10 protein-coding genes are annotated in these 14027 nt (G+C 37.8%); 7 read left to right on the top strand and 3 right to left on the bottom strand.

Annotation, left to right across the window (positions count from 1 at the left end):
* The first annotated feature begins 266 nt into the window (after positions 1-266).
* From D8M06_RS08495 to carB, 7 genes are all read left to right on the top strand, one after another.
* A complete protein-coding gene (locus D8M06_RS08495) occupies positions 267-1226 on the top strand; it encodes an alpha/beta hydrolase (protein WP_241558910.1) in 960 nt (319 codons plus the stop codon).
* A 285-nt stretch (positions 1227-1511) separates the two neighbouring features.
* Entirely contained in the window at positions 1512-2552 is a 1041-nt protein-coding gene (gene argC, locus D8M06_RS08490; RefSeq protein WP_121203973.1) for an N-acetyl-gamma-glutamyl-phosphate reductase, read from the top strand.
* A gap of 15 nt (positions 2553-2567) precedes the next feature.
* Positions 2568-3794: a bifunctional ornithine acetyltransferase/N-acetylglutamate synthase gene (gene argJ / locus D8M06_RS08485; RefSeq protein ID WP_121203972.1), complete on the top strand. Its 1227-nt coding sequence runs from the start codon at positions 2568-2570 to the stop codon at positions 3792-3794.
* Between the two features lie 10 nt (positions 3795-3804).
* Entirely contained in the window at positions 3805-4605 is an 801-nt protein-coding gene (gene argB / locus D8M06_RS08480; protein ID WP_121203971.1) for an acetylglutamate kinase, read from the top strand.
* Positions 4598-5797, top strand: coding sequence for an acetylornithine transaminase (locus tag D8M06_RS08475; RefSeq protein WP_121203970.1), 1200 nt, complete (start codon positions 4598-4600; stop codon positions 5795-5797). Before argB ends, D8M06_RS08475 begins: the two co-directional genes overlap by 8 nt.
* The gene (locus D8M06_RS08470) at positions 5794-6873 is read left to right on the top strand and encodes a carbamoyl phosphate synthase small subunit (protein WP_121203969.1); all 1080 of its coding nucleotides are present in this window, start codon (positions 5794-5796) and stop codon (positions 6871-6873) included. Before D8M06_RS08475 ends, D8M06_RS08470 begins: the two co-directional genes overlap by 4 nt.
* Positions 6860-10081 (top strand): carbamoyl-phosphate synthase (glutamine-hydrolyzing) large subunit, encoded by a 3222-nt coding sequence (carB, locus tag D8M06_RS08465; protein WP_121203968.1) that lies wholly within the window; start codon positions 6860-6862, stop codon positions 10079-10081. The genes D8M06_RS08470 and carB overlap by 14 nt, the downstream gene beginning before the upstream one ends.
* A 215-nt stretch (positions 10082-10296) precedes the next feature.
* Here the strand turns inward: carB and D8M06_RS08460 are convergent, their stop codons facing one another.
* Genes D8M06_RS08460 through dat form a run of 3 tightly spaced genes read right to left on the bottom strand, consistent with a single transcriptional unit; the run spans position 10297 to position 13795 of the window.
* A complete protein-coding gene (locus D8M06_RS08460) occupies positions 10297-12300 on the bottom strand; it encodes a S9 family peptidase (RefSeq protein ID WP_121203967.1) in 2004 nt (667 codons plus the stop codon).
* A 38-nt stretch (positions 12301-12338) separates the two neighbouring features.
* Entirely contained in the window at positions 12339-12869 is a 531-nt protein-coding gene (locus tag D8M06_RS08455; RefSeq protein WP_121203966.1) for a DNA topology modulation protein, read from the bottom strand.
* Between the two features lie 44 nt (positions 12870-12913).
* Positions 12914-13795 carry a D-amino-acid transaminase gene (gene dat / locus D8M06_RS08450; protein WP_121203965.1) on the bottom strand — a complete coding sequence of 294 codons (882 nt, stop codon included), beginning with the start codon at positions 13793-13795 and terminating at the stop codon, positions 12914-12916.
* Between the last annotated feature and the right edge of the window lie 232 nt (positions 13796-14027).

Here is a 14027-nt window from a genome sequence, read left to right as displayed (position 1 = left end):
CATACAGTATTCTTCATTAAAGTTGACCAGAGTCTTTTATAAAATCTGGAACAAGGTTATATGCTAAAAGAAACAATCTTTTAGAAAATAGCCCTGAATGTTAAATAAATAATTTCTAGAATCTACCACCCCAGCTCGCCTTTTCCTTATTGAATATTCTAGTATAATAGAATTATAAAGGTGATTCTAAAAGACTGGTAAATATGATACGGTATATACCAGTCTTTTTAAAGCACATATAATCGTGCGTTAAAGGGGGCGAGTTGGTGAAAAGAAGGAAGCTATGGATAAAACTTAGTATTGGACTATTTCTTATCGTACTAATGATAAATTTTGTTATTGGTTATGTATTATACGATATGGCCATTGCTCGAAATGTGAAAGACTTTCTAACAGGAAACCAGGATTTAGAAGTTTCTGCTGAGGCAATGGAGGAATTTACTGCTGGTAGCTGGCGGGATTGGGTAAGAAGTCAGGCATTTGACGAATGGCAACTACAATCTTTTGATGATTTGACACTTCAGGGATATTTTCTGGAAGCGGAACAGCCAACTAATAAAACGGTTGTTTTTGCTCATGGCTACTTAGGTCGTGCAAGTGATATGGGATTATTTGGACAATATTATTATGAGAATCTTGGATACAATATGTTCACTGCGGATATGCGGGGGCATGGCAATAGTGAAGGAGAGTATATTGGTTTTGGCTGGCATGATCGATTAGATCTAATTGATTGGGTACACCGAGTGATCGAGGAACTGGGAGAAGATACAGAGATTGTACTTCATGGGGTTTCTATGGGTGCAGCTACTGTTTTAATGGCGAGTGGTGAGGAATTGCCAAGTAATGTAAAAGCTATTGTCGCTGATAGCCCGTATTCTACTGTATATGATCTTTTCTCCTACCAGCTAGATCGTATGTTCAAACTGCCAGAAATCCCTATCCTTCCAACAACAGGACTTGTTACGGATATCAAAACGGGATATAACTTTAAAGAAGCATCTGCACTAAAACAGGTGCAAAAAGCGGAAGTACCAATATTGTACTTTCATGGAGGCAGTGACACTTTTGTTCCGACAGAAATGACGCAAGAATTAGTGGAACATACGAATAGTGAAACGGAGTTAATGATTGTGGAGAAAGCAAGTCATGGTGAATCGATTGTGTTAGAAAAAAAGAGCTATATAGAAAAGCTAACTAGTTTTTTAGAAAAATTTACAGATTGATCGAATCAAGTAACTAGTTAAAACTAATACAAAAAAACCAAGCAGTTGACTGTTTGGTTTTTTTGTTGATTAATATTTTTTAAATGACAGCGCTGTATTAAGGACGTTAAAGCGAATAAACCGTTTTACAAGAACAAAAAATTATACATGTTATATACGGAATAAATGAATGATTATCTATATTTTATGCATAAATATTAATATTTTTTTATAAATATACTTGCATAAATAACTTTTAAAAACTATAATAATGAATAATTCGAAAATTCGAAAGGGAGTTATACCGTGAAGAATGTAGCGATTATTGGAGGAACAGGATATGGGGCGGTAGAGTTAATCCGATTACTCCAATTGCATGAATTTATGCATATAAAAAAAATAATATCACATTCCCAGTATGGGGAAGGAATTGCAAATACTTATCCTCATTTAACTGAATTTATAAAAGAACCCATGGAAGAGTTAGATATTGATCGTTTAAAAGAAGAGGTGGATATCATTTTCTTTGCAACTCCAGCTGGTGTGGCTAAAGATATTATACCAGATTTTCAAGGCTCTTCTGTACAGTGTATAGATTTATCTGGAGATTTACGATTAACCTCAGCTGAACAATACAAGGAATGGTATGGCAAAGATCCAGCACCGCAGGAAACCTTAGACAAGGCAGTATATGGATTGCCCGAGGTATATAAGGAACAAGTAAAGCAAGCACAGATCATCTCGAATCCAGGCTGTTTTCCAACATCCGCTTTACTCGGATTAATACCAGCAATTGAACATCAGGTAATTGCAAATCAATCAATTGTTATCGATGGAAAAACGGGTGTATCTGGTGCTGGAAGAAAACAATCAGCGATGACGCATTTTTCGGAGACGAATGAAAATGTAAAACCATATAAGATTGGAGCCCATCAGCACATACCAGAAATTGAAAAATACTTATCTGATATCGCCAAAGATTCTATTACAACGACATTTACTACACATTTAATTCCAATGACACGAGGTTTAATTTGCACGATGTATGCACCGTTAGAAAAAAATATAACATCGTCAGAAGTGATTGACCTTTATGAATCTTACTACGAAACACACCCATTTATTCGTATTAGAGACGAGGGAACTTTTCCAACAACTCGAGAAGTTTATGGAAGTAATTACTGTGATATTGGGTTGTACGTTGATCAGCGAACAAATCAACTTGTTGTAGAGTCAGCTATAGATAACCTTGTAAAAGGAGCTGCGGGTCAAGCGATACAGAATGCTAATTTAATGAATGGCTGGGATGAAAAACACGGGCTTAACACGATACCGATTTATCCATAAGAGAGGGTGGAAAGAGTGATTTTAACAAAGGGGAAGAAAATACAAGTTTTGCAAGATGGGCATGTTACAAGCCCAAAAGGGTTCTCGGCCGGTGGAGTACATTGTGGACTGCGTAAAACCAAACTTGATTTTGGGTGGATTCATTCGGAAGTCCCAGCATGTGCTGCTGGAGTGTATACGTTGAATGCATTTCAGGCAGCTCCACTAAAGGTTACGAAAAACAGTTTGGAAAAAGATGACCAATTGCAAACCATTGTTGTCAATTCAGGTAACGCTAACTCATTTACAGGTACACAAGGCTATCAGGATGCCTTGAAAATGCAGCAATTAGCTGCTGAAAAATTGAAGGTGGAAGTGGATAATGTTGCCGTTGCATCGACGGGTGTCATTGGAGAATTATTGCCGATGGAGAATATTGAAGCTGGGATACAGTCAATTGGGGATTCTAATCATCTGTCTCCAGAGAAATTTGAGCAGTCCATATTAACGACAGATACCATCACAAAACATGTTGCTGTTCAAATAGAAATTGATGGTAAGACGATTACCATTGGTGGTGCTGCAAAAGGATCAGGTATGATACATCCCAATATGGCAACAATGCTTGGGTTTATTACAACGGATGCTGCAGTTGAAGCACAAAGCTTACAAAAAGCATTGCGCAGTATAACGGATTGTTCATTTAACATGATCACAGTCGATGGTGATTCCAGTACAAATGATATGGTGCTGGTTTTGGCTAATGGAATGAAGGAAAATCATCTCCTCACTGAGAATCATGCGGATTGGATGCGATTTGTGGAGGCATTAAAATTTGTCAGCGAAGAATTAGCCAAACAAATCGCGAAAGACGGGGAAGGTGCTACGAAATTAATTGAAGTGAATACTACAGGAGCACCATCTGAAACAGCAGCCAAACAAGTAGCCAAAGCTGTCATATCATCTAATTTGGTGAAAACAGCAATATACGGTGCAGATCCCAATTGGGGACGGATTATTTGTGCTGTAGGATATAGCGAGCAGCCAATAAATACGGATAAAATAAGTATTTCCCTTGGAGAAATCGAGGTTGTCCATCATGGTCAGGTTGTTAATTTTAACGAACATGAAGCTAGTCAATATTTACAGGCGGACGCTGTAATCATCAACGTTCATATGCAAGACGGAATGTATCAAGCTACAGCTTGGGGTTGTGATTTAACCTATGATTACGTAAAAATTAACGCATCCTACAGAACGTGAGGTGAGTAGAATGAATACTATTATTTTAAAAATGGGCGGAAGTATCTTAGAAAAACTGCCAATAAGTTTTTATCAGAAAGTTGCAGAGTTGAGAAAATCAGGAATCTGTCAACCAATCATTGTTCATGGAGGCGGTCCGGAAATCAATCTGGCGTTAAAACAATCTAATGTAGAAACAACCTTTGTGGATGGATTGAGGGTAACGACGGAAGAAGTTTTAAATGTAGCAGAAATGGTAATGAGCGGTTCGATTAATAAACGGATTGTTGCAAAAATAAATAAATCCAATGGGAAAGCATTTGGTTTAAGTGGGGTTGACGGTTCCTTATTACATGCCGAACCAGTGGATCAATCAGGTAAGCTTGGGTTCGTAGGTCAAGTGGCTAAGGTGAATGATACATGGTTAAAGTTGATTATCGAAAAAGGCGGAATTCCGGTTATTTCTCCTATTGGCATTGATTCGAAAGGTACTCGCTATAATATCAATGGGGATATGGCGGCGGCTGCGGTTGCCAGTGCGATGAAAGGAAAACTAATCTTTGTCAGTGATATTCCGGGGGTAATGGAAACGATTAATGGCAAGCAAGTTGTCCATTCTAAACTGTCAAAGCATAAAATCGAATCTATGATTACTTCTGGTGTCATTTATGGTGGAATGATTCCAAAAGTGCGATCAGCAATTAATGCCCTTTCTGGTGGTGTAAGTGAGTCAGTTATTATCGATGGATTAACACCAACTAATCTAGAAGGTTACTTGAATGGGCAAATGATAGGAACAAAAATTGTGATGGGGGAGTTACAACATGTCTAATTCCATTAGCGAGAAAAAACGGGCAACCATGAATACATATAATCGTTTTCCTGTGAGAATGGTGCGAGGAAAAGGAAGTAAGGTTTGGGATGAGCAGGATAATCAGTACCTAGATTATACATCAGGCATCGCTACATGTAATCTGGGGCATGTACCAGATTATGTACATGGACAAGTGAAAGAACAACTAGATTTGCTCTGGCATTGCTCCAATTTATATGAGATTCCTAACCAGGAAAAGCTATCTGAATTATTATCGATAAACAGTGTATTAGATCAAGTTTTCTTTTGTAATAGTGGAGCAGAAGCTAATGAAGCTGCAATCAAATTAGCGAAAAAATATGCCAAGGATCAGGGGAATTCGGAACGAACAGAGATTGTTACTTTTAAACAATCCTTCCATGGCCGAACAGGGACGACAATGGCTGCAACGGCACAAGAAAAAATCCATCAGGGTTTTACCCCATTAACACCGGGTTTTCGTTATTTACCATTTAATGATTTTAACAGTTTAAAAGAAATCAATGATGGTAAAACAACTGCTGTTTTAGTAGAAATCATTCAAGGGGAAGGCGGAGTACGACCTGTAAATAGTGACTGGCTAAAAGAACTGGACAAAATTTGTAAGGATAACGATATTCTCTTGATGTTAGATGAAGTCCAAACAGGCATAGGAAGAACAGGAACATTATTTGCATATGAACAATATGACGTGGAGCCTGATGTAATCACTTTAGCAAAAGGCTTAGGATCCGGTGTTCCTATCGGTGCAACGCTTGCTAAAGAGAACGTGGCGGCATCTTTTCAGCCTGGTTCACATGGTAGTACATTTGGTGGTAATCCATTAGCTGCAACTGCTGGTGTGGCAACGATGGAGAACATGGTGCAAGAAGGGTTCTTGGAAGAAGTTCAGGAAAAAAGTTCCTGGCTAAATGAGGAGCTGCTGCAACTACAGAAATCTTATGAAGTAATAGAAGAGGTAAGAGGTAATGGATTCTTGATTGGTATCGAGCTTTCAGAACAGGTGGGAACATGGATTAATAAATTTCGGGAAAAAGGTATTTTAGTACTTGCGGCTGGCGTAAATGTACTGCGAATTTTACCTCCATTAACGACAACAAAAGAAGAATTAAACCGATTCATAATGACTTTTAAAGAAATTTTATCGGAGACGGAGGGGACAACATCATGACGAAGGGTTATCTCATATTGGAAACGGGTGAGCAGTTTGTTGGTGATTGGATAGGAGCTGAAATGGAAATAGAAGGAGAAGTGGTTTTTAATACAAGCATGACTGGCTATCAGGAAATGATTACTGATCCATCATATGCAGGGCAAATTTTAACTTTCTCTTATCCGATTATTGGTAGTTATGGAGTCAATGATCAGGATTCCGAAAGCAATTGTATTAATGTCACTGCTGTTATTATTAATGATCTTTGTGAAGAACCAAGTCACTATCAATCTACACATTCTATTTCTTCCCACCTAAAAGCAGCTAATGTTCCAGGATTAGCCAATGTGGATACCCGCACTCTCGTAGGGGCGATTCGCAAACACAAAACAGTAAGAGGGAGACTGGTGAAAGAATTAAAGTCCCCTGTGAAATGGGGAAATAAAGATACAGTAGATTTGGTTCAGCGAGTTTCTGTTAACGAAAAGATAACCTACGGAGATGGTCCGTATCATGTTGTTCTAGTAGATTTTGGCTATAAGAAATCCATTTTAGATGCTTTGCTTAAGGAAAATTGCAAAGTAACAATTGTTCCATATAATACTTCCTTTGAGATTATACAGGAACTGAATCCAGATGGAATTCTATTAAGTAATGGACCAGGGAATCCAATGGAGTTAAAGCAGGTGTTTCCAACTGTTAAAGCACTAACAGAGAACTATCCGACACTCGGTATTTGTCTGGGGCATCAGTTAATTGCACTTGCATATGGTGCCAAAACTGAAAAACTCCCATATGGCCATCGTGGTGGGAATCATCCGGTTAAGGACGTGCAAACAGGTAAAGTTCGAATGACCTCGCAAAATCATGGATATGTGGTAGTTGAAGAAAGTGTCGACACAGAATTATTTGATATGTTATTTAAAAATGTAAATGATAAATCGGTGGAAGGCATGAAACATGTGCATTTACCTGTTCAATCCGTACAGTTTCACCCAGAAGCACATCCAGGACCAAGTGATACAGAATATATTTTTATGGAATTCATTCATCAGGTAGTTACTTCTGGAGGGGAGAAATATGTCGAAGCATAAAACGTTGAATAAGGTTCTTGTCGTTGGATCAGGACCAATAGTAATCGGGCAAGCAGCAGAATTTGACTATGCAGGTACGCAAGCCTGTCTAGCATTAAGGGAAGAAGGGATTGAAGTGGTGCTGGTAAATAATAACCCAGCAACCATTATGACGGATGAAAATATTGCCGATCATGTTTATTTGGAGCCACTGACCGTTCCTTCCTTAGAGAAAATAATTGCCAAGGAGAAACCAGATGGCTTAATTGGTACGTTGGGTGGACAAACGGGGCTGAATTTAACCGTCCAATTACATGAGCAAGGAATTTTAGATAAATATCATGTAGAGCTTCTAGGTACTTCTGTTTCCTCTATTCAAAGAGGGGAAGATCGTGAAAAGTTTCGTCAGTTAATGATTGATATAAATGAACCGATAGCTGAATCTAAAATTGTGGAAAATATCGAAGAAGGATTGGAATTTATAAGAGAAATTGGCTTTCCGGTTATCCTAAGACCTGCATATACACTTGGTGGGGAAGGCGGTGGATTTGCCTATCATGAAGAAGATTTCATCAATCTTCTGAAAAATGGATTGAAATTAAGTCCGATTAGCCAGGTATTAGTTGAAAAAAGTATTAAAGGCTGGAAAGAAATCGAATATGAAGTTATGCGAGATGCGAACGATACATGCGTCATTGTTTGTAACATGGAAAACATGGATCCGGTTGGCGTTCATACGGGTGATTCGATTGTTGTTGCCCCTTCACAGACATTATCAGATGTTGAATATCAAATGCTTCGGTCTTCTTCATTGAAAGTGATTCGCGCATTGGATGTGGTTGGGGGATGTAATATTCAATTTGCCTTACATCCGGAATCCAATGAGTATTGTATTATTGAAGTAAATCCTCGGGTGAGCAGATCTTCAGCATTAGCATCGAAGGCAACCGGTTATCCTATTGCACGTATTGCTGCCAAGTGCGCAATTGGTCAACATTTAGATGAAATTATTAACCCGATTACAGGAAATACATATGCATCATTTGAACCTGCATTGGATTATGTGGTGATAAAACTACCTCGTTTTCCATTTGATAAATTTACAGAAGCAGACCGAACGTTAGGTACGCAAATGAAGGCGACCGGAGAGGTGATGGCGATTGACCGTACCTTTGAAGGTGCCTTGAACAAAGCGGTACGTTCACTAGAAATGAATGTTTATAGTCTAAAATGGCCCGGAATGGAGAAGAAAACACAAGAAGAATTGCTGGAACTTCTTTCTATTCCAAATGATTTACGATTGTTTGCAATTGCTGAAGCATTTTACCGTAACATGGACATAAATCGATTAATAAAAATAACCAATATTGATTTTTGGTTTTTGAGAAAAGTGCAGCAAATTATAGAGTGTGAGCAATCCTTGGGAGATTTTGAATGGCCACAGGTTCCAAACGAGAGATTGCAGGAAGCAAAACGATTTAATATAAGTGATAATCGAATAGCCGAACTGATTGGAACTACTGCAAAGACTTTGCGTGACTTTTATAAAGAGATGGGGTTACAGCCAGTATATAAATTAGTTGATACCTGTGCTGGTGAATTTGATGCTATTACCCCTTATTATTATTCTACATGGCATGGTCGAGATGAGGTGGAGCCTAGTAGGGATAGGAAAAAAATATTGGTTTTAGGGTCGGGTCCTATTCGCATTGGTCAAGGTGTTGAATTTGATTATTGCTCTGTCCATGCAGCATGGGCAGTGAAAGAATTGGGGTACGAAGCGGTGGTTATTAACAATAATCCGGAAACGGTTAGTACCGATTATTCTATAGCAGACCGTTTATATTTTGAGCCACTTGCATTAGAGGATGTGCTAGCAGTCATACAAAAAGAAGAGGTGGAAGGCGTCCTCATCCAATTTGGTGGTCAAACAGCTATTAATCTAGCAAATAATTTAAAAGAAGAAGGCATTCACATTTTTGGAACGCTGCCTGAACATATAGATCAAATGGAAGATAGGGAACAATTCTATGAAGTTCTCAATCAATTAAATATCCCACATATCACTGGGCATATTGTTCATTCCGTAGAAGAATTATCTGAATCGGCAACTGAACTCGGGTTCCCGGTGTTAATCCGCCCATCCTATGTTATTGGCGGGCAATCGATGTTTATTTGTAATAATTACAATGAACTATATGGGTATGTTTCACGAATTCAGAAGGACACAGATGATCGTTGCTGGCCATTATTGATTGATCAATATTTGCCAGGAGTAGAATGTGAAATTGATGTCATTAGTGATGGGAAAGATATTGTAGTGCCAGGAATCTTTGAACATATAGAAAAAGCAGGGGTGCATTCTGGTGATAGTATGAGTATTTTTCCTACAATATCTCTATCAGATGAGGTGAAAGGGCAATTAGTGGAAATGGCACATCAGATTAGCAGAACTGTGCCAATTATCGGCGTAATGAATATTCAATTCGTCATTCATGATGATGTGATTTATGTATTGGAAGTAAATCCAAGATCATCTCGTACGATACCAATAATGAGTAAATTAACAGGTATTCCTATGATTAAATGGGCTGTGATGACGCAGTTAGGCATATCGTTAGGGCAAATTACCAATGAATTTGGTTTGTTGCAAGAGCCAAAAAATTATACGGTCAAAGCTCCAGTCTTTTCAGCGAGTAAATTAAAAGGAGTAGACCATGTATTAGGACCTGAGATGAAATCTACTGGAGAGATTATAGGTATCGGGTCTTCTAAAAATGAAGCATTGAAGAAAGTATCTTCTTACATGGGGAATTGGGAGCAAGTGAATAAGGTTTTTGTGTCCATTTCTGATCGATTAAAAGAAGAAAGTGTGTCGCTAATATTTCAATTGGTCGATTCAGGAGCTGAAATCGTAGCAACAGAAGGAACTGCGGAATTCTTAGAATCAAAAGGAATTACTGCAAAGGAAATTGCAAACGATAAGTCTGATTTACTTGATTATTGGATTACAGACGTACCTGATCTTGTCTTAAATATTCCAAATCAAGGACGTGAAAAAGAGAAAATCGGATTTTTTATTCGCGAATTAGCTGTCCGTTATCAAACTTCGTATTTTACGAGTCTAGAAACTTTACAGGCAATGTTTGATTGTTATAATAGCCAACAGCAAGAGGGAGTCACGCTATCCTTGCAGGAATATTTAGGTCAAAGTGAAGTGAAATTATAGGATAGAGAATAAGCGATGGCAAGGGTGCGGGGAGTGCCCTTGCTTTTTTGTTTTCTAGTTGTGAAAAATATTTGACTGCAGGTTTAAACGATGAAAGATGGATATCGACTATATAAAATGATATCAATGATTTTAAAAGCGACAATCATTTAGAATAGAGCCTAAAAAAACAGCCACCACACTTACCGTGCACTGGCTGTTAATCTAATTCCATTTTATATATATTTTTCAAACCATTTACAAATCTCGTCCAAGCGTGCGATGCGCATATTTGGATCGCCACTGCGGCTTAGTTCGTGATCAGCACCAGGAAATCGCACAAACTCAACTTCTTTACGTAAATGTTTTAGTGCTACAAAGAGTTGTTCTCCTTGTTCGATAGGACAGCGATAATCGAGTTCACCGTGTAATATTAGCAGAGGGGTTTTTACCTTTTTAGCATATTTAATAGGTGAGAAATCCCATAGTTTAGCAGGATCTTCTAGTAGATGATGTCCAAGCTCCCATTTAGTAAAGAAATAACCGATATCACTAACACCGTAAAAACTGAGCCAGTTCGAAATAGATCGTTGTGTTACGGCCGCTTTGAAACGGTTTGTATGTCCAACAATCCAGTTAGTCATAAATCCACCATAACTTCCACCAGTTACTCCTAGGCGTGATTCGTCTATAAAACTATAATTCTCTAAAGCATAATCAACAGCTGTCATTAAATCAGAATAATCACCGCCACCATAATCAGATCGAACTGCATCCACGAATTCTTGTCCATATCCATGGCTCCCACGTGGATTGATGTAAAGCACTGCATATCCTTTTGCTGCAAGCAGTTGCATTTCATGGAAAAAGGTTTGTCCGTACATGGCGTGAGGTCCACCATGTATCTCTAAAACAAAAGGATATTTTTCTCCTTCTTTGAATCCAAATGGCTTCAGTAGCCATCCTTGAATTTCGAGACCATCCTCAGCAGGAATGGCTAGAGTTTCCGGTTTGATAACTTCAACTTCCTTTAAAAACGCGTCATTTGAGTGCGTTAGTTGGGTTAAGGAAAAGTCTTGTGTTAATAAGTAATTGTTACATGGATTAGTAGGTGTACTTATTCCAAGTATAAAAGATCCCGACCCAGCATCATAAGAAAATCCATATACGTGATTATCATTTTTATATAGGACATTTATCTTAAAGTCTAAAGTGACTTCATACAACCCAGTGGAACCAAAGTCTGTTGCAATAAAAAATAGACTTGTTTCATCCTTAGACCAAACTGGACCCGTTTTAGAACTTCCTAATCTAGTATCACTTGCAACAGCATCACCTATTTGAACGTCGAAATCTTTAGTTAAACATGTACGTTGTCCTGTTCTTACATCAAGAATAAATATTTCCGTTAGCGTTGCACCAGCATATTGGTATTCATGGCCAAAAAATGCGATTTTATCCCCACTTGGAGAAAAAGAAGCGTTGTAGTAACTGCCTTCATCGTTTGTTAGTTTCTTTACTTCTTTAGTATCAGAATCAAGTAAGTAAAGATTATGATTAAGCTCATAATCAGCATTCGGACTTAAATTAGCAGCAAAGATAAGATACTTTCCATCAGGTGAAATATCTTGGTAACTGTGGTCTGCATCTGCCGTAGTTAATTGTTCAAATGTTTCATGGACCATATCATAACGAATGATTTGTGTATGTTTATTATCCAAAAAGCCCGTTCCATTGGCTTTATATTTTAGACGATTCACAAATAAAGGCTCTTTTCTCTTTTCTTCGGTTTCTTTTTGTCTTTCTTCTTTGGAAAGTTCCTTTTGGTTATGAATGTCATCATCTGCATCTAAAGTTGCGCTGAAAATAATATATCTCCCATCCTTAGACCATGCTGGATTGAAAGCTCCATTTTTAAAAGTAGTAATTTGTTTCGCTTCACCGCCATCTGTATGTAATAACCACAGCTGAGAAACACCAGTGCGATCAGACTGAAAAACTGCTTTTTTTCCATTTGGTGAAAATGCTAGATTACTAGTTTTATGATGACCATATGTCCATTGTTTAGGTGGTTCTTGTGTTAATTTTTGATAGTAAACATTTGATTCATATTCATTTTTATCATTAATAATGGTAGAGACGTAAGTGTATGCTTTCCCATCTGGTGTGAACTGTGGATCGCTAAATATTTCAATTTTGGTTAAATCTTCTGATGTAATTGGACGTTTGTTGTTGGTCATATTGACTCCTCCTAAAAAATTATCACAGTTATACTTGGTTACGAATCATTTGGTTTTTTAGTTGTTTTCTCTAATTTCATTAAAAACGTATTTAGTTCTTTTGGGGATCTAAAGACTAGAACATTTGTATTTTCCAATTTCGCTATTTTTTTGCGAAGGGCAGGGGCTTTTTCTTTATTAAAATTTTTAACCCATTGGAAAAACTCCCAATCTATTTTTTCGGGACAGTCTTTACCCATGTCAGGTCTGGTTTTATTGTGATATTGAATTCTGCGCTTCGTTATTCTGTATAGGTATAGAATGGTCCTATAATGAAGAAAAATGACGGTATCAGCAAGTTCAAGTCTTTTGTCCATAGTTCCACTATAGTTCCCATCAATGATCCAGGATTCTTGTTGTAAAATTTCTTCTTGCTTTTTGATAAAGTCATCTTTGTTCAATGGTTTCCAACCAGGTTGCCAGTGAAGAGCATCAAGATGATAGAAAGGAATATGTAGTATCGAACCGAGTTGTTTGGCTAAAGTTGATTTTCCTGCGCCACTTCCACCAAGAATGACTATTCGTTTCATAAAAACCTCCTATACTAGAAAAGGAAAGAGTGACCGTTAATAGATCACTCTCTTGATTCTGCTTGTATGGTTTGATGAATCTTTGCATCCTTTTCGTAAGCTGTTTGCAATTGTCTGGTGATATCACCAGGCTTTCCGTCATTAACTACGGTATTATCTACTTGAATAATTGGTAAAATTTCCGAGGTACTGCTTGTTAGGAAAATTTCATCAGCTGAGCTCATGTCGCTCACTTGAAAAGCCTGTTCTATAAATGGGATATTATGTTTCTTTGCAAAGCGCTCTACTGCCATTCTAACGCATCCATGCAATATATTATTTTTGGCAGGGTGGGTGAAAATTTTTCCATCCTTCACTAAATATACATTGGAACTACTGCATTCGGTTACTGTACCATCTTTGTGTAAAATTGCTTCATAACAGCTATTTTCTTTTGCTTCTTGTTTTGCAAGAACGTTTGGTAGGAGGTTTAAACTTTTGATATAGCAATTTTCCCAGCGAACATCACGTTGTGTAATGGTTTTTACACCGTTTGTCAGACTATCTAAATTACGTGGCAAATCTTGCACATAGGCATAAATGTTAGGTAACACATCTTCTCCTGGGAAGATATGATCACGTGGTGCAGAACCACGAGTTGCCTGTAAGTATAGTTTTCCGTCCGTTTTCATTTCGTTCCTGCTTAGCAACTCCAGTAATAGCTTTTTTAGTTCCTCTTTATTAAATGGAAGTTTTAGCTTTATCGCATCAGCAGAACGAAATAACCGGTCCACATGTTCTTCAAATAAATAATAGGTTCCATGGTAAATACGGATAACTTCATATATTCCATCCCCAAATTGTAAGCCCCGTTCTTCAAATGGGTATTTTAAATGTTCCCGATGTGTAAATCTGGACTGTGTCATGATAATTGGATAAACAGACATTCCCATTCCCCTCCCCTTAAATAAGTCTAGTTTATATCGATTGTATGTTATTGTAAATATAATTGTTTGTACTTTAAGAAAATTTTGTGCATGGGGAATTCGTAATTTGTATAGAATGCGAATTACTTTAATTAAAGATAAATGTAGTGCCTTGTTGATTTCCGCTCCGGGCAGTCGCTTTCCGCGGGCGGCTGATGAGCCTCCTCGTGCTACCGCACTGCGGGGTCTCATC

This window comes from Oceanobacillus halophilus (genome assembly GCF_003628505.1).
Classification (GTDB): Bacteria; Bacillota; Bacilli; order Bacillales; family Amphibacillaceae; genus Oceanobacillus; species Oceanobacillus halophilus.
This window is presented reverse-complemented; position numbering and strand designations above follow the sequence as displayed.